At 38.8% G+C, this 18,343-nt stretch carries 16 protein-coding genes and 1 pseudogene; 8 read left to right on the forward strand and 9 right to left on the reverse strand.

The features are described from left to right. The first annotated feature begins 106 nt into the window (after positions 1-106). Positions 107-1,060 (forward strand): YaaC family protein, encoded by a 954-nt coding sequence (locus tag ACDX78_RS05385; RefSeq protein ID WP_486025976.1) that lies wholly within the window; start codon positions 107-109, stop codon positions 1,058-1,060. On the opposite strand, the gene ACDX78_RS05390 is transcribed toward ACDX78_RS05385, so the two are convergent. From ACDX78_RS05390 to dnaA, 9 genes are all read right to left on the reverse strand, one after another. Continuing rightward, a complete protein-coding gene (locus tag ACDX78_RS05390) occupies positions 1,053-1,823 on the reverse strand; it encodes an HD-GYP domain-containing protein (RefSeq protein WP_486025978.1) in 771 nt (256 codons plus the stop codon). The two genes, ACDX78_RS05385 and ACDX78_RS05390, sit on opposite strands and share 8 nt — an antisense overlap. 6 nt (positions 1,824-1,829) lie before the next feature. Beyond that, positions 1,830-2,006 (reverse strand): hypothetical protein, encoded by a 177-nt coding sequence (locus tag ACDX78_RS05395; RefSeq protein ID WP_486025980.1) that lies wholly within the window; start codon positions 2,004-2,006, stop codon positions 1,830-1,832. Between the two features lie 325 nt (positions 2,007-2,331). Beyond that, entirely contained in the window at positions 2,332-4,812 is a 2,481-nt protein-coding gene (gene gyrA / locus ACDX78_RS05400) for a DNA gyrase subunit A (protein ID WP_486025982.1), read from the reverse strand. A 136-nt stretch (positions 4,813-4,948) separates the two neighbouring features. Then, positions 4,949-6,874, reverse strand: a complete 1,926-nt coding sequence (gene gyrB, locus ACDX78_RS05405; protein WP_486025983.1) for a DNA topoisomerase (ATP-hydrolyzing) subunit B — start codon at positions 6,872-6,874, stop codon at positions 4,949-4,951. Between the two features lie 180 nt (positions 6,875-7,054). Beyond that, positions 7,055-7,345: an extracellular matrix regulator RemB gene (gene remB, locus ACDX78_RS05410; protein WP_486025985.1), complete on the reverse strand. Its 291-nt coding sequence runs from the start codon at positions 7,343-7,345 to the stop codon at positions 7,055-7,057. A 17-nt stretch (positions 7,346-7,362) separates the two neighbouring features. Next, positions 7,363-8,475, reverse strand: coding sequence for a DNA replication/repair protein RecF (gene recF, locus ACDX78_RS05415; protein ID WP_486025986.1), 1,113 nt, complete (start codon positions 8,473-8,475; stop codon positions 7,363-7,365). Between the two features lie 2 nt (positions 8,476-8,477). Next, positions 8,478-8,699, reverse strand: a complete 222-nt coding sequence (gene yaaA, locus ACDX78_RS05420; protein ID WP_486025987.1) for a S4 domain-containing protein YaaA — start codon at positions 8,697-8,699, stop codon at positions 8,478-8,480. A gap of 492 nt (positions 8,700-9,191) precedes the next feature. Next, entirely contained in the window at positions 9,192-10,328 is a 1,137-nt protein-coding gene (dnaN, locus tag ACDX78_RS05425; protein ID WP_486025988.1) for a DNA polymerase III subunit beta, read from the reverse strand. A 182-nt stretch (positions 10,329-10,510) separates the two neighbouring features. Next, on the reverse strand, positions 10,511-11,854 hold the full coding sequence (gene dnaA, locus ACDX78_RS05430; protein ID WP_486025990.1) for a chromosomal replication initiator protein DnaA: 1,344 nt from the start codon (positions 11,852-11,854) through the stop codon (positions 10,511-10,513). A 1,221-nt stretch (positions 11,855-13,075) separates the two neighbouring features. Here dnaA and rpmH point away from each other — a divergent pair. The 7 genes and pseudogenes from rpmH (at position 13,076) to mnmE (ending at position 18,339) form a co-directional block, all read left to right on the forward strand. Continuing rightward, positions 13,076-13,210: a 50S ribosomal protein L34 gene (gene rpmH / locus ACDX78_RS05435; protein WP_010094630.1), complete on the forward strand. Its 135-nt coding sequence runs from the start codon at positions 13,076-13,078 to the stop codon at positions 13,208-13,210. A 103-nt stretch (positions 13,211-13,313) separates the two neighbouring features. Next, positions 13,314-13,655, forward strand: a complete 342-nt coding sequence (gene rnpA / locus ACDX78_RS05440; RefSeq protein ID WP_486025993.1) for a ribonuclease P protein component — start codon at positions 13,314-13,316, stop codon at positions 13,653-13,655. 148 nt (positions 13,656-13,803) lie between these two features. Further along, positions 13,804-14,571: a YidC family membrane integrase SpoIIIJ gene (gene spoIIIJ / locus ACDX78_RS05445; RefSeq protein ID WP_486025994.1), complete on the forward strand. Its 768-nt coding sequence runs from the start codon at positions 13,804-13,806 to the stop codon at positions 14,569-14,571. Continuing rightward, positions 14,568-15,185, forward strand: coding sequence for an RNA-binding cell elongation regulator Jag/EloR (jag, locus tag ACDX78_RS05450; RefSeq protein WP_486025995.1), 618 nt, complete (start codon positions 14,568-14,570; stop codon positions 15,183-15,185). Before spoIIIJ ends, jag begins: the two co-directional genes overlap by 4 nt. A gap of 487 nt (positions 15,186-15,672) precedes the next feature. Continuing rightward, entirely contained in the window at positions 15,673-15,846 is a 174-nt protein-coding gene (locus tag ACDX78_RS05455; protein ID WP_486025996.1) for a DUF4025 domain-containing protein, read from the forward strand. Positions 15,847-16,041: 195 nt separating this feature from the next. Then, positions 16,042-16,143, forward strand: a pseudogene (locus tag ACDX78_RS05460) (oxidoreductase); the annotation flags it as partial. A gap of 819 nt (positions 16,144-16,962) precedes the next feature. Beyond that, positions 16,963-18,339, forward strand: a complete 1,377-nt coding sequence (gene mnmE / locus ACDX78_RS05465; protein ID WP_486025998.1) for a tRNA uridine-5-carboxymethylaminomethyl(34) synthesis GTPase MnmE — start codon at positions 16,963-16,965, stop codon at positions 18,337-18,339. Positions 18,340-18,343: the final 4 nt, after the last annotated feature.

Below are 18,343 nucleotides of genomic sequence, written 5' to 3' on the forward strand. Positions count from 1 at the left end.
TTTTATATACTTTACTCCAACCTAAATCCTTTTTCAACCACCTGTTATTGGAAATGAAAAAATAAATAGATTCAAAAAATTTAACCAGCTATGAGAGGAAAATTATATGTTCTTCACGTATTTACAATCAGAAGAAACGTCACGCAACTATTTGGCACAATGCTATCAAAGACTGGAAAATGTGGATGCGGAGAAGAAGAGCTACGAAAACTGCCGTGCATTTATGTATTATCTGGATCGTGGTATGCAAATGTATGAGCAGGGTGCAAAACTATCAGCCAACATGCAGCCAATATTATATTTCTATGGCATGGTTCATCTGGTAAAAGGGTGTCTTTTAACGATTCGCCCGGATTATCCCGAATCCACTAACCTGCTCGCACACGGCGTTACAGCCAGAAAACGAAAGAAAAAGAACTACGCTTTTATGAAGGATGAAGTAAAAATTCAGCATAAAGGACTATTTCCATACATGGCGGCACATCTTCTATCAAGTAAAACCATTCCTTTTGAAAAAATAAAAATGGAAGATCTTTTAGCATGCATTCCGGAAATGCTCCCTTTATTTCAATATCAAGACAGGAAAAAGATCATTATTGTAGGCAAAAAGCATTCACCCCTGCTTGAATTCCCGGTTTCCTTACTGGACAGCTATCATCTGACGGAAAAAGCGTTTATCAACAAAATAAAAAACTTTGTACCTGAAATTAAGTATGTTGATATCGACAAAGAGATGATTCGGATAGAACTGGTTCAATCAATTGAAGAACGAAACACACCCTTCTTTGTCCATGCTTCTACAAAGCATTTATATTTTCCGGCAGACAGAGATCTGCTGCTACCCATTTCCGAAATCATCGTTCACTATTTATTATTATATAATTTGAGTATGCTCTCCCGGTATGAAACAGAATGGTGGGGCGATCTATTTGCCGCAAAGTCAGAAATAGATTACCCCTTTATCCTCCAGTTTCTGCAATGCACACAGGAAAAGATTCCTGCGATGCTTGAGGATAAATTGGAAAAGAAGCTAACTTTAAATTCGTTTCCTTTCACTTAATAATCTCTTCAATAAAAACCGATTTTTCCTGCTGAAGGGATACAATCTGCTCATCAGGCAGGCGTACAATCGGCTTTGCAGGATCATCATGATCAATAAATACAATTTCTCCTGTCAGCTGATTGGATAATTTTACTTTTGTACCGATGGAAAAGCTCGCCAGGCTGTCAACAAACGCTTTTACAACTTCCGGATCCAGCTTGATGAATTTTATATTTTGTAACGCTTCTATCACTTTAAAAGGGGACTTGCTTGCTTTATATAAACGAGCACTTGTCATGGCATGATACATATCACAAAGGGCAATAATCCGTGCATATCTATGTATTTTACCCTTGCTGAGCCCATACGGATAACCACTTCCATCTAGTCTTTCATGATGCTGCAATACAGCTATTTTTACGCTGTGAGTAATCGTAGGTATATTTTCCACTAATCGATACGAATAAGTAGGGTGTTTCTTTATTTCGTTTAATTCTATGTCGGTTAAACCATGTGTTTTTAATAAAATATCGGAGTCTATTTTTGCCATCCCGCTGTCACTTAACAGACCGGCAATGCCAATTTGCAGCCATTCTCCTTTGCTGAAGTCCATTTTCATACCCAAATAAGCAGAAAGCACTGCTACAGCAACACTATGGTAATATAAATATTCTTCCTTCCTGCTGTAGCGGTGGAGTATGTATACTTCTTCTTCTATGTCATACATCCGCTCGAGTAAAGGAATCACATGTTTTCTTATATCAGGCATATCAATGGCCATGCCGTTTTACCATTTTTCAAATTCCTTTTTATACATGTGAACGACCTGATCATAATGTTCTTGAAAGGGGAGTTCTTTTGCCAGTTGTTCCTTTTTTACTTTATGCCGTACTTTATTTTCTTCTTCAACTATTTCTGTTGGCTGAAAAGTTTTCCCGTCTGCAAGCTTTGAGGATACGTCCACGGAAGAAATGAAAAACTTCTCCAAAAAGGTAATATGTGTTTCTGTTAAAACCGTATCTTTGGGAACTAATGGTTTGTTTGATTTTCCTATTACCTACTGTAGTAGAACACATCCAGGAATTAATTGTGCCGGTTTGACCCGTATAGAATCCCCCTCCATTAGAAAAACTCGGCTGCCGCCTCGTATTTCCTGAGCCCAGAAGCCGGATTGTAAATATCAGCAAAAATAGCTGTTTTCAATATCTAAATTCATACCATTGAAAAAATTATATCCTGCAAATGAGAGGGAATCAGCTGCCTGCTGATTCCCTGTCTTACTCGTCTGTTTACTCATCTATGTCATTTTCTTCTTCTAATACATTTTCCAGCTCTTCTTCCTCCAAATCAACTTTGGCCACAGTTGCCACTTCTTCTTCCTCCTGAAGGCGAATTAAGCGAACCCCCATGGTGTTACGCCCTGTTTCAGATATATCCTTTACTGGAATGCGGATTAATACACCTGCGATCGTAATCAGCATCAGGTCTTCATCTCCATCCACTGCTTTAACAGCAACGACATGTCCTGTTTTATCTGTCAGATTACTGGTGAAGATACCCTTGCCGCCACGATTGGTAACTCGGTATTCCGTTTCTTTCGTTTGTTTCCCGTATCCTTTATTTGTTACATGCAGGATATTGGCATCTTTTTGCAGTATTTCCATGGAAACCACTTCGTCATTACCCCGGAGTGAAATTCCTTTTACCCCGGCTGCGGTTCTTCCCATCGATCTGATCTGATCCTCCGGGAATCGGATTAAATAGCCGTTTTTCGTAGCAATCATCATATGTTTGTTGCCATCTGTTAAACGTACAGAAATAAGCTCATCATTCTCCCTTAAACCTACAGCAATTAATCCGCCTTTTCGAATGTTTGCATATTGGGAAAGACTCGTCCGTTTAGAAATCCCGTATTTCGTCGTAAAGAATAAGAAGGCATCTTCTGTGTACTCACTAACCGAAATAACGGCATTAACCCATTCCTCTTTTTCTACCTGTAAGAGATTAATGATCGGGAGCCCTTTAGCAGTCCGATTAAACTCGGGAATTTCATACCCCTTAGTTTTATAAACCTTCCCTTTATTCGTAAAGAACAGGATCGTATCATGGGTTGATGTAGAAACGAGGTGCTCCACAAAATCATCATCATTTGTGCCCATACCCTGAATACCACGGCCACCGCGTTTTTGTGTACGGTAGGTGGAGGATGGCAGACGTTTGATATAACCTTTGTGCGTCAAGGTAATGACAATGTTTTCTTCCGGTATTAAATCTTCATCCTCTAAAAATCCTGCCCCACCCATCACAATTTCTGTTCGGCGCTCATCATTGTATCGTTCTTTAATTTCTGTTAGTTCTTCACGAATAATTTCAAGTATTTTTTCCTCATCAGCTAAAATTGCCTTCAATTCATCAATCAGCTGCATCAATTCTTTATATTCGTCTTCAATTTTTTCTCGTTCTAAGCCAGTTAGACGCTGCAGGCGCATATCAAGGATGGCCTGTGCCTGTTTTTCCGACAGATCAAAATTATTCATTAAACCGTCACGTGCAATATCAGCTGTTTTGGAACTTCGGATAAGTGAGATAACTTCATCCAGATTATCCAGCGCCACCCGAAGTCCTTCCAAAATATGCGCCCTTGCCTCTGCTTTACGCAATTCAAATGCGGTCCGGCGTTTAATAATAATGACCTGATGATCGAGATAGTGCTCCAGGCATTGTTTAATCGTCAGCACTTTTGGCTGCCCATCCACAAGTGCCAGCAAATTCACACCAAATGTAGTCTGAAATGCGGTGTGTTTATATAAATTATTTAATACCACATTCGGGTTAACATCCCGACGCAGTTCGATTACAACCCGCATACCATTTCTATCGGATTCATCCCGTAAATCTGTAATTCCGTCAATCCGTTTTTCACGGACAAGATCGGCAATTTTTTCAATTAATTTGGCTTTATTTACCTGATAAGGCAGCTCTGTTGCAATAATGGTCGCTTTACCGTTTGCTTTTTCTTCAATATTTACTTTTGCACGAATCGTTACAGAGCCTTTCCCTGTCTCATAGGCTTTGCGAATCCCGCTTCTGCCAAGTATTTGTCCTGCAGTTGGAAAATCCGGTCCGTTAATATAGTCTTCCATCAATTCATCGATGCTAATATCAGGATTTTTACTGACGGCAAGAACCGCATCAATTGTCTCTCCAAGATTATGCGGCGGGATATTTGTCGCCATACCAACGGCGATTCCGGAACCGCCATTAACAAGCAGATTTGGGAAACGGGCTGGAAAAACGACTGGTTCATGCTCTGTCCCATCATAGTTTTCTGCATATTCTATCGTGTCTTTGTTAATATCACGCAACAATTCCATAGAAATTTTGGACATTCTGGCCTCTGTATACCGCATTGCTGCTGCCGAGTCACCATCAACTGAACCAAAGTTTCCGTGCCCATCCACAAGCATGTTACGGAAACTGAAATCCTGCGCCATTCTTACCATGGCTTCATAAACAGCAGAATCCCCGTGGGGGTGATACTTACCGATTACTTCCCCGACAATTCGGGCTGATTTTTTATATGCTTTATCCGCATGCATACCGAGATCATGCATAGCATATAATATTCTGCGATGAACAGGCTTCATCCCGTCACGCACATCCGGTAAAGCACGCGAAACAATAACACTCATCGCATAATCCAAAAAAGATGTGCGCATTTCGTTGCTAATATTTATTTCCTGAACATTTGGCCGTCGTTCCTCTGCCATTTTCCTACCTCCCATAGAGAAAACGCTGTTGCGTTTTTCTAGATGTCAGAGGCCAGAAGTTAGAGATCGGATTCATTCCTGGTTCTTACTCCTTGCCCCTGACATCTGTTCTGACTTCTAGCATTTTACATCTGTTTTATATATCAAGATTTTTTACATATTGGGCATTTTCTTCAATAAAGTTTCTCCGAGGCTCCACTTTATCCCCCATTAACATATCAAAGATCTGATCCGCATCAATCGCATCCGATAGTTCCACTTGCAGCAAAGTGCGATTTTCCGGATCCATCGTTGTTTCCCAAAGCTGTTCCGCATTCATTTCCCCAAGTCCCTTATACCGCTGCAGACCTGGTTTGGGCGATTTTGGCAGCTCTTCTAATATCCGCTCCATTTCCTTCTCATCATAAGCATAATGAGCAGCTTTTCCTTGCTGTACTTTGTAGAGTGGCGGCTGGGCAATATAAATATAGCCGTGCTCAATCAATGGGCGCATATATCGGTAAAAGAAGGTTAATAAAAGAGTACGGATATGAGCACCATCCACATCGGCGTCAGTCATAATAACCACTTTATGATAGCGCGCTTTCGTTATATCAAAATCTTCTCCGATACCTGTGCCTAAAGCAGTGATCATGGAACGCACTTCATTATTGGATAAAATTCTGTCCAGCCGGGCTTTTTCCACATTTAAGATTTTACCACGCAAAGGAAGAATTGCCTGAAAATGACGATCCCGTCCCTGTTTGGCAGAGCCGCCGGCAGAGTCTCCCTCCACAATGTAAAGCTCACTGATTTCCGCATCTCTTGAAGAACAGTCTGCCAATTTCCCTGGTAAATTGGATACTTCCAAAGCGCTTTTTCTTCGCGTTAATTCTCTTGCCTTTTTAGCAGCCGCCCTGGCCCTGGAAGCCATTAAACCTTTTTCAACGACAATCTTGGCGACAGACGGGTTTTCAAATAAAAATTTGGAAAACAGTTCACTGAATACATGATCCGTTACAGTCCGGACTTCACTGTTACCAAGTTTCGTTTTCGTCTGTCCCTCAAATTGCGGATCTGGGTGCTTAATCGATACAATTGCAGCTATACCTTCACGCACATCCTCCCCTGATAAGTTAGGGTCAGATTCTCTAAATAAATTATTTTTTCTTGCATAATCATTGATCACACGGGTTAAACCAGTTTTAAAACCGAATTCATGGGTTCCGCCTTCATACGTGTGAATATTATTCGCATAGGAGTACAGATTGCTTGCAAATCCGTCATTATATTGGATCGCTACTTCCACTGCGATTTCCTGGTCAGTTCCTTCCGCATAAAAAGGCTCATGAAGGACTTCTCTTGTACGGTTAATAAATTCTACATAGGAACTGATGCCACCCTCGTAGTAGTAGCTTATCTTTTCTTCATCCGTCCGTTTGTCTTCTATGGTGATCGTAAGTCCTTTATTTAAAAAGGCAAGTTCACGCAAACGCTGAGATAAAATATCAAAGTTATACTCAATGGATTCTGTAAAAATTTCCGCATCAGGAACAAAATGGGTAACCGTACCAGTAATATCCGTCTCTCCGACTACTTCAATTTCTCCCTGAGGAATACCTTTATTAAATTCCAAATAATGAATTTTATTATCACGATGCACATGTACTTCCAGTATGGATGAAAGGGCATTTACAACTGAGGCCCCGACACCGTGCAAACCGCCGGAAACTTTATAGCCCCCACCGCCAAATTTACCGCCGGCATGCAGCACAGTCATAATAACTTCTAGCGCGGGTCTTCCTGTTTTCTTCTGGATATCAACCGGAATACCCCGGCCATTATCCTTCACTGTAATGCTGTTATCTTTTTCAATAATGACATCAATCTTGTCACAGTAGCCTGCCAGCGCTTCATCAATACTGTTATCGACAATTTCCCATACGAGATGGTGCAAGCCCTTTTCTGCAGTGGAACCAATATACATCCCTGGCCGTTTGCGTACAGCTTCCAGCCCTTCCAGGACTTGAATCTGATCTGCCCCATATGCTTGATTGTTTGTAACGTTATCTTGCATTGACATAGTTTCACTTCCATTTCTATCTAAATAAGAAAATCGGACTTCCGCCTCGTTTTCAAGGTGTCAGAGATCAGATGGCGGATTGTGAAAAATCATCGCAGTAGCGATTTCTTTATCCAAACGCTTTAATCTGATCAGAAGAACAAATTTATACATTTTATTTTTTTTAAAAACGGATGAGCGCTACGTTTCTACGCCATTTACCTCATCCGAAAAGTCATCGAGTTTATCGATCGTTGAAATCATACTTGCCCTTTTTTTCAAAGTCGTCACAGATAGCGAACTGTAATAAATAATATCCCTTGTTACCATGACCGATTTGGCTTCTGATTCCAGACCGACAACTTTTCCTTCCTTTTCCGATCCTTCCATAAGCTCCTCCATAATGATGGAAGATGAAATTAAATTATAATCCAGAATGGCAATAACATCCTGGGATCTGATCGCATTATCGTTTCCGATATGAATAAACATGGGATCTTCCTTTCGCATTATGTATCTATTTTTCCATCTTTCACATGAAAGAGTTCCGCTTTTTTCAACGTTTCATGGTTTATTCCTTCCACACTTGTCGTAGAGACAAATGTCTGTACCTTTCCTTGAATTGTACTTAACAGATGGGATTGCCTGTAATCATCCAATTCACTTAATACATCATCAAGCAATAAAACAGGGTATTCACCAACTTCGTTATAAATAAGTTCGATTTCAGCAAGCTTTACAGATAAAGCCGTCGTTCGCTGCTGTCCCTGTGAACCATAGACTTGTACATTTTTGCCGTTGACATAAAACAGTAAATCATCCCGGTGCGGGCCAATTAACGTAGTGCCTCGTTCTATCTCTTTTTCCTGCATTTCATGAAATTTTTTTATATAAAGAGATGCTATTTTATCCTCACTGTCATTTTCAGAAACTTCCATCGTTGGTGCGTAGGCAATGTCAAGCTCCTCTAGTTCTCGGCTTATCCCGTAATGAATGGGACTTGCCCATTTACGCAATAAATCCAGAAAAACAAACCGTCTTTCCAGTAATGTTGTTGCATGCGTAATTAACTGATCTGTTAATACTTCAAGCATACTTCTGTCCTGATGAATATTCCGCTGCATCTGCTTTAATATTGCATTTCGCTGTTTTAATATTTTTTGGTACTGTCCCAAATGATAAACATAGATCGGCTGGATTTGCCCCAGCTCCATATCCATGAATCTTCTGCGTATTTGCGGAGAACCTTTGACGATCGTTAAATCTTCAGGAGCAAACATGACGACATTCAGTGCACCGATATAATTGCTTAACCGCTGTTGTTCCAAATGATTGAATTTCGCTTTTTTTCCCTTTGGTGAAATAATAATTTCCAGCGGAAACGACTGGTTCCGTTTTGTTACCCTGCCTTTTATTTTAGCATATTCTTTTTCCCATTGGATAAGTTCTTTTTCTCTTGGTGTCCGGTGAGATTTTGTAAATGCAAGCAGGTAGATCGCTTCCATCAGATTTGTCTTCCCCTGGGCATTTTCCCCGATAATGACGTTGATTTTATCATCAAAAGAAATGTCTAATTCCTCGTAATTTCGGTAATTTTTTAATTCCAGCTTCTTGATATGCATGGTTAATCCTCTTTTGTAACGATATAGGAACCGATGCCTTCTATCTCGACTAAGTCATTAGGGTACAGCTTTCTTCCTCTTCTGTGTTCCTGTTCGCCATTTACGATAACACCTTCCTGCTGAAGAAAAAGCTTAACCATACCGCCGGATTCCAGAATATTGATGACTTTTATAAATTGTCCCAAAGTAATGTATTCCGTACTTATGTTAACTTGTTCATGCATTTCATCACCGATTCTATTGTTATTTATTAGTATATTACCTATAGAAGTCTTATAAACCTATTTTACTAAAGTTTTTGCTTTATTGAAAGGTTTACCCCTTAATTTATTCAAATAGGCTTATTTAGGCTTTAAATTGTTTTTAAAAGTGGGTAGAAAGTTGGAGATGAAAAATACGATAGAGAATTTTTTAAGAAGATTTAATTTATTATTGAGTGTTTTAAATTTAAAATATATTTATCTGCACCTAAAAAAATAAAATAGAATCTGGAACATAACTTTAAAGTTAAGGTATCTATGTTCTTACTAGGAAAAACTATGAGAAAACAGCCGAAAAAATAAAAAGCTCACTATCAATGATTTGGATAATGAGCCTAGTTGTGAATAAGTATTTATTTTTTAGAATATAAATCATATCGTTTTTGTATCCTCGAATTAACGAAACCCCTTATTTCTTCCGCGTTGACATCCGGCCTCTGGATCCCTGAGATTGTCTTAATACGTTCTTATCGGCAGGATTAACTGCAGGATTTTCTCCCCGTCAACAGGGTGAATGATAAATGGACGCATGGCGCCGGTGAATTCTATTTCAACCTCATCAAAATCAATTGCTTTTAAAGCATCCATCATATATTTTGAACTGAAAGAGATTTTCAAGTCTTCCCCTTCCATCGATTGAACAGCAATATCCTCTGAGACGGTTCCTACTTCCGGGGAATTACTGGTAATCTCTGCATTATTAATATCATTTGTCGTCAGTCTCACGACATTATTGTGATCGTCTTTAGAAAGGAGAGAAGCTCGATCAATCGTATGCAAAAGTTCTTTCGTTTTTACTCGCAGGACGGTTTTTCTTTCCTCCGGGATAAGACGTGAAGTTTCCGGATATTTACCATCCAGCAGTCGGGAAAGAAAATAAATATTTTTAGTGCGGAATAGAATTTGATTATTCGTTACACTTATTTCTACTTGTTCATCGCTATCGGTTAGTATTTTATTCAATTCATTCAAACTTTTACCAGGTATAACCAGACTTGTAATTTCAGTCTGTGAATCGGGAACCGAAATTTCTTGCATGGCTAGCCGGTGACTGTCTGTTGCGGAAAATGTCAGTTTATTATCAAGTAATTTTATTTGCACCCCGGTTAAAATTGGACGGCTTTCCATCGTTGCTATCGCAAAAACCGTTTGTTTAATTAAAGCTTTTAATGTGCTTGTGGATACTTCAAAATTGTCTTCTGTTTGCAGCTCTGGAACTAGCGGATATTCATCCGGATCCTGTCCATTTAAATTAAATTTAGCTTTTCCTGAACGGACGGTTACTTTTAATTGTTCATCCATTTCTATTTCCACAGTTTCTTCTGGTAATTTACGAATGATGTCGGGAAAATATTTAGCATCCAAAACAATGCTGCCTTCTTCAATTTGTTTAACGATTATTTCATCATTTTCTTCTGCTGGTATAAAAGATTTAATCGTTATGTCCGAGTCACTCCCGGTTAATGTTATACCTCTTTGTACTGCATCTAGTTTTACCCCTGTAAGGATAGGTACAACTGTTCGTGATGAGATAGCTTTTGTAACATCCTGTAATGCTGACATTAAGTGATTTCGTTTAATAATGAATTTCATCCAATTATCCTCCTCGTGGAAGTACTATATATATTTTATTTAATATTAATTACAGTAATAATAATAAGGGCTGTTATTACTGTGGATAAATGCATTTCGGTTATTTCACACCAGTTATTCACATGTGGATAAACTGTTTGTTATTTCCTATGCTTTTTCACACTTTTCACAGGGCACTTTGTTTATAAAGTTTTCAGCTGCTCTTTGATTTGTTCGATATCTTTTGACAGTTGCGTATCATTTTCCATTAACCTGGTTAATTTATCATGCGCATGGATCACTGTCGTATGATCCCGTCCACCAAATTCTTCTCCTATTTTAGGAAGGGAAGAATCGGTTAGCTCTCTTGATAGGTACATGGCAATTTGTCTTGGAAAGGCAATAGCTTTCGTCCGTCTTTTTGCAAGCATTTCTTCCAGCTTGACATTATATTTTTCCCCGACAGTTTCCTGAATACGCTGTATCGTAATAACGAGTGGTTTGTTGCTTGGAATGATGTCTTTTAGCGCATCTGCAGCAAGTGAGGCATCAATATCCTGATTTACCAAAGAGGAGTATGCTTGAACCCGGATGAGTGCACCTTCCAATTCCCTTATATTTGTATCGATTTGATTGGCAATATACAGCATAACTTCATTTGGCATGTCCAGGCCTTCTGCTCTTGCCTTTTTAGACAGTATGGCAATTCTTGTTTCCAAGTCGGGCGGTGTTATATCCGTAATTAGCCCCCATTCGAACCGGGAACGAAGCCTGTCTTCAAGTGTCGGAATTTCTTTCGGCGGTCTGTCACTGGAAATAATAATCTGCTTACTTTCTTCATGCAAAGTATTAAATGTATGGAAAAATTCCTCCTGCGTAGATTCTTTCCCTGCGATAAATTGAATATCATCAATCAATAATACATCGACATTCCGGTATTTATTGCGGAAAGCGGTCGTTTTATTATCCATAATGGCATTGATAAACTCATTCGTAAATTTTTCCGATGACAAATAAACGACCCTTGCATCTGGATCGTGATCCTGGACATAATGGCCTATCGCTTGCATCAAATGGGTTTTTCCCAGACCAACACCACCATAGATGAAAAGCGGATTGTAGGCTTTCGCCGGTGCTTCAGCAACGGCCAGGGAGGCAGCATGGGCAAAACGGTTTCCGGCGCCAATAACAAATGAATCGAATGTATATTTATCATTCAGCACGGTTTTATTTACTTCTCTATGCATAGTCGAATTCGCTTTAGATTGAGCGTTCTCTTCTTTGTCTTCTTTTCGGCTGCTGTCTGGAACGATAAATTTTGTGTGTAATTCCGTTCCTGTAATATCCAGTAAAATCTCGGAAATAAATTTTGTATATTGGTTTTCCAGCCAATCTCTGGCAAATTCATTTGGTGCGGATATTATCAGTGTGTCTCCATCAAGATCCAATGCTTTTGTATATTGCAGCCATGTTTCGAAGCTTGGTTTGCTTATCTTTTCTTCTATTTTTTCTAGTGTTGCTACCCATAAATCATTTATATTCTCCACTTATGTTTTCACTCCTTTCTAAGACAAATTTTTTAAGCAACTAAGACCTCCGCTAGGGAGGCTTGGAGGCGAATAAGTTTTCTAAACTGTGATTCTGGAAAATAGTTGCTTAAATGACACAAAAAGCCTCTCTCTATCTCAAAAAAGATGAAAAAGGCATTTTGTCGAATAGTGCCAAAAACATATTTGGTTTACCTCTTGTTATTTTATTAGGGTTCATATAAAGGTCTAAATCCTTAATAAATAAATCGATTTGAAAGGAAATATCCAAAAAAGATGTAAAAAAAGCCTGTGGACAGAATTATAGAGACGAATAAAAAGGTTAGAGAACTTATAAACGTTTTCCACAAAGCTGTTGATAACATTATACTATGGTATGTGAATTAATATCCACAAGTTATCCACAATCTGTAGATAACTTATTTTTCCTCATCCATCTTTAACATGTTAAACACAATTATAATATCAAAAATAACCTGACACTGCAATGGTTTTTAGATACTTATCCACAAATTCAACAGGTTGTAGACAAAGTTTGTGCACACTACTATATTTTGTGATTTTCTTGTCGATAATTGTTGTGGATGAAAAAATAAAGGAGAAAAATGATGAACAGGGAGTGTTGATAAAAAAAGAGGGTGTAGATTAATAGCGGAAACTAGCTATAGAAAAAGGATTTTTTTTGTTAGATAGGCGCTAATTGTCCAGCTAATTGTGAATATCTTATTTATAAGAGTGAAAATTGTATGTTGATATAGAAATAATTTTAAACAAGCAGTTAATTCAAGGTGGAAGAGGGGAATAAATAGGTGTAAATGAAAGAAAATAGCTTTGTGAAATAGTAGATCGTTCCAACGACCTTTTCATCACCTCATATATTCTTATCAGTAGCTTTTATATGAAAACGTTGTTAATCGGTATGATACTAGTTTTAATCACGATATATTACCAACCCTGTCCAGATATTAAAAATCAATGTTGACAGATGCCTTATTCATTACGTATAATTACAAAGACTGTCTTATGGATGACTTTTACTTTGGCAGCTAAGTAAGTATAAAACTTGCTTGCTGCATAAGTGCAACTAGGGCTTTCGCCATTAGATCTTGCACTTGACAGCATAAGGGCTTCTAGGGAAGCAATGTACGCTTTCGAGAATTCCTTTAGCGATAAGCTAAGTTTTCTAAGATTTTACATCCTTTTTTTGGAGGTGCAACATAAATGAAAAGAACATTTCAACCGAATAACCGTAAACGTAAAAAGGTGCATGGTTTCCGGGCAAGAATGAGTACAAAAAATGGACGTAAAGTACTTGCTCGCCGTCGCCGCAAAGGAAGAAAAGTATTATCTGCATAGGCCACTGACTACTCAGTGGTCTTTTTCAGGATGGAATAAAATCTTTTTGTACATAGATGAAATTGGACAAGCATATACGTTAGCGTAACTAAGGTGATAAGTAATGAAAAAAGAATTTCGGATTAAAAAAAATCAAGAATTTCAGGCAGTCTTCAAGAAGGGGAAATCTTTTGCAAACCGGCAGCTTGTCATCTATTATGTAAAAAAACCGGAGCAGTCTCATTTCAGAGTAGGACTATCCGTTGGTAAAAAAATAGGAAATGCAGTGACGCGAAACCGGATCAAGCGCTATTTGCGTACATCTTTTCAAGAATTGGATGGAAATGTTAAAAACGAATACGATTATGTCGTCATAGCGAGACAGCAAACCAAACATATGAATTTGGAAGAAATAAAGAAAAGTCTGGTTCACTTAATACATAAAGAACGTTTGTTCAAAAAATAGTTGTTGCTTAGTATAGAATCTTATGGACATATAAGCTAAAATAGCAGATAGAAGAATGTAAAAGGATTTATTCTTTCATTTTTCAACCATTTTGATTTATTGCTTAGGGATAGCCTTGAGCTTTGTAATATAGTTAGGAGGAAAGGTTTTGCGTAAAAAGTATCTATTGCTCGCGGGGTTATTAATAACCGTAGCAATACTTTCCGGTTGTACTCAAATCGATCAACCAATCACATCTGAAAGTGAAGGATTCTGGAATACTTGGTTTGTTTATCCATTATCATGGTTAATCACGTATTTTGCCGATATGTTTGGTGGAAACTACGGACTATCTATTGTTATTGTTACCATACTTATCCGCTTGCTCCTTATGCCATTGAACATAAAACAATTGAAAAGCTCAAAGGCAATGCAGGATATACAGCCGGAGTTAAAAGAATTACAGGGAAAATATAGCTCTAAAGATGCCAATACACAGCAGAAATTACAGCAGGAAACGATGGCTTTATTCCAAAAGCATGGCGTAAACCCGCTTGCAGGTTGTTTGCCGATCTTCGTGCAAATGCCGATATTGATTGCTATTTTCCACGCAATTATGCGTACAGAAGAAATAAGCCAAGGGAAATTTATATGGTTTGAGCTGGGAACAACCGATCCCATTTTGCCAATCATCACAGGAGCTACAACCTGGCTGCAGCAAAAATTAATGATGGCAGGTTCACCGGCATCACAAAACCCGCAAATGATGGTCATGCTTTGGGTCATGCCAATTATGATAGGTGTCATGGCGTTTTTCTTCCCAGCAGCATTAGCATTGTACTGGGTAATCGGTAACTTCTTTATGATTGCTCAAACAATCCTTATCCGTAAACCAATGATGGCGAAATCTGCAGATAATGGAGGCGTCAAAAAGTGAGAGAAATAACTGCTAGTGGACAAACAGTTGAAGAGGCGGTCCAATCAGCATTAGAGCAGTTAAACACTACAAGGGACCAAGTGGAAATCGAAATAATTGATGAAGGTAAAAAAGGATTACTCGGTGTATTTGGATCCAAGCGTGCTTACGTAAAAATGAAAATCAAAAAGAATCATATTGAAGAAACAGAAACATTCATTTATGAAATGACAAAAAATATGAATGTAGATGTGGACATTACGACCACTATAGAAGAAAATCATGTCACGTATGAAATGAATGGAGAAAATATTGCGCTGCTCATTGGTAAACGCGGGCAAACATTAAATGCTTTGCAATACTTGGTGCATCTTGCTTTAAATAAGGATGCAGCGGAATATTATTCGGTTACACTGGATGCAGAAGGTTACCGGGGAAGAAGAAAAGAAACATTGGAGTCGCTGGCCGGAAAAATGGCTGATAAAGCCGTACGGTTGAATAAAAAGGTAGCACTGGAGCCAATGCCTGCCTTTGAACGTAAAATTATTCATAGTGTATTGCAAAATCAAGGGAACATTACAACCTATTCCGATGGTGCAGAGCCTCATCGTCATATTGTCATTAAACCAAATTAAATAAAGTGAAACTTCATTCAGTGGGGGTTTAGGCTTACAGGACTTAGGTCATGCAGACGTTGCCACAATGTATTTCGGTGGGACGAGGAACCACTGTACCGTAGTCCCAGGACGTGGCGATTTTAGTCTGCGTTCCCCCTTCCCCCAATGAATGTAAGCACGGCAAGGGTATGGCCTAAAGGTCCTTGAACGAATCGGGCCGTTATTGGCTGTTGTTTCTCCCACTTAGCATTTTCATGTTTCCTTCATTCTTGAAGCGGGAGTCATACGACGCACAGGACGTACTAGTGCCAACATCGCCATAATTTTTTATGATGGGACGAGGAACTACTGTCCCTAGTCCCAGGACGTGGGGTTTTTGTCGGCCAGCCAGTTACACTGTGATAAATTTCTAAAGGGCGTCTGATATGTTTTATCAGGCGTTTTATTTTGTTTAATTTAGGGAAAATGTAAAAAGCAAGACAGAACCAGGAAGGAGATATGAAAAATGCAAAACAGGGAGCATGCTGATCACCAGGAGAAAGCAAAAAAAGTTGCAGGTAAAACATATCATCCGGAAAATCATATTAACGGGGAAGAACTGACTATTACGCATGATCAGGTAGAAAATGCGTATAGAGATGGAACGATAGATATAATAAGAAATAGCTCAGAAAAGTAAGTAACATGCTGATATTTTCTTAAGTAAATCGTCATTTCCAGTGGGATGACGGTTTTTTAGTGCGAGTTTTATTTTGGATTAGATTTTGATAATTTAATTTTTTAGTGGTAATAAAGGGATACGGAACAGGTTCTATGTCCAGTTTGGTAGAGCAGATGTATTTACTTATCTAGTTCAAGTCCTTTTGAAAATGGCCGGAAAAAGCTCGAATTAGCTGATATTGCAAAAGCAGTCGTCTATGCCGTGACACAGCCGGATCACGTAAATGTGAATGAAATTACAGTTAGACCATTTTAACGTTTTTAGCCAAGAAGTCTCCATCTTCAAGCGTGTAAAGCACGATAGCCCAACGGTAAGGTGGAGATGAATTAGCTTCGGTCAAGTACGTCTTTAGACGTGCTAATTGACCGAACATAAGATACTATGAAAATATGAAGTGTTCTTTGATAACTGGATATATGTGGTTGTATGGCGAAACTAAATGCGAAAAGCAAGCTATCCTTCCATCGTAAAATATCCAAGGTAACGAAAGAAACTCTGAATCGTCGGACATCTAGGGAAGGAACTTTCCGAAGTAACGCTCATGGAGAAGAAAGTTTGCTTTCGTTGTGGAAGTGAGAAGCTCCCACTTCAAACGTAGCTAAGTGGCGAGTAGTTCACGAAAGTTAGTTAACATCACCATTCTGTGCAGAAAAACCAGGAACAGAGGAATAGTTTACCTCTGTTTCTTTTCAGTTCCATATTTTTTAAAACTTAAAAGGGGTATTTATACCAATGCTGTTAGCCCATCTTAACTTTGCACCTATGGAATGTTATCTTAGTTAATACACTTTTGAATAAAATAACATATATTATTTAAACTGATTTGGGGAGAGGGACAGCTGGTAAAATGTATCTGTCCCTCCTTCCCAATATAAGTAATCAACATGTTAATATTTAGTCATTAGCATGTTGTCTATTCACATGTGAATAGGGACCCTCTTTCTTGCTATAATATATTTCTGTGGATAACTTTATTTTTGCATGAGATTGTGATATTCTGTTTTGTTAGTGACAATAAAATAATTCAGTTACTAATTAAATATAGATTTAAGCGCAAGCAAGGAGGTGCAGCAGATGGAAACAGATACGATTACAGCAATATCCACTCCAATAGGTGAGGGTGCTATATCTATCGTCAGGTTGAGCGGGCCTGAAGCGATTCAGATGGCAGCTGCTATTTTTCAAGGGAAAGATGTCTTGGATGTGGCATCCCATACGATGCATTATGGTAAAATTATTGATCCGGCAACAAATGAGGTTGCAGAGGAAGTGATGGTTTCCATCATGCGAGGCCCTAAAACGTTCACCCGGGAGGATATTGTTGAAATTAACTGTCATGGCGGACTGGTATCCGTAAATAGGGTATTGGAAATTGTATTGAGTCAGGGAGCAAGGCTTGCAGAGCCAGGAGAGTTCACAAAACGTGCCTTTTTAAATGGACGTATTGACTTATCCCAGGCAGAAGCTGTGATGGATTTAATTCGGGCGAAAACGGATAAAGCGATGTCTGTGGCATTAAAACAGATGGACGGACGGCTGTCGGGTTTGATTAAGCGATTAAGGCAGGAGCTGCTCGAAACAGTGGCCCACGTGGAAGTAAATATTGATTACCCCGAATATGATGATGTAGAAGAAATGTCCCATAATATGATGCGGGAGAATACGAAGGAAGTGCATCAGGAGATTGAGGAACTACTGGGTATAGCAAAACAGGGGAAAATTTTACGAGAAGGCCTTGCCACAGCGATCGTAGGCAGGCCAAACGTGGGAAAATCCTCTTTAATGAATACACTTGTTCAGGAAAATAAAGCAATTGTTACAGAAGTTCCGGGTACAACTAGGGATATTATTGAGGAATATGTAAATGTAAGGGGAGTGCCACTAAGACTGGTTGATACTGCCGGCATCCGGGAAACGGAAGATATTGTCGAAAAAATTGGTGTGGAACGCTCCAGACAGGTGCTGAAAGAATCTGATCTTATCTTATTTGTGTTGAATTATAACGAGGAATTGACAGCGGAAGACAAAAAACTGTTTGAAGCGATAGAAGGACTCGAATATATTATTATTGTCAATAAGACAGACCTAGAACTAAAGCTTGATATGGAAGAACTTAAAGAATTAGCCGGGGAGAATGCTGTCATTTCCACTTCATTAATTGAGGAAAAAGGGGTAGATGAACTGGAAGCAGTGATCGCAAACACCTTTTTTGCCGGGGAAATTGACACAGGTGATTTAACGTATGTGTCCAATGTAAGACATATTCAATTACTGAAACAAGCAAAGCAGGCGCTCGAGGATGCGATGGAAGCGATCGAACTTGATATGCCGCTTGATATTGTACAAATAGATGTAACGAGAACATGGGAATTTTTAGGAGAAATTATTGGCGATACAGCCAGCGACAGTCTGATTGATCAGCTATTCTCCCAGTTTTGTTTAGGAAAATAAGGAA

This window comes from Virgibacillus oceani, from assembly GCF_041521345.1.
Classification (GTDB): domain Bacteria; phylum Bacillota; class Bacilli; order Bacillales; family Amphibacillaceae; genus Virgibacillus_N; species Virgibacillus_N oceani_A.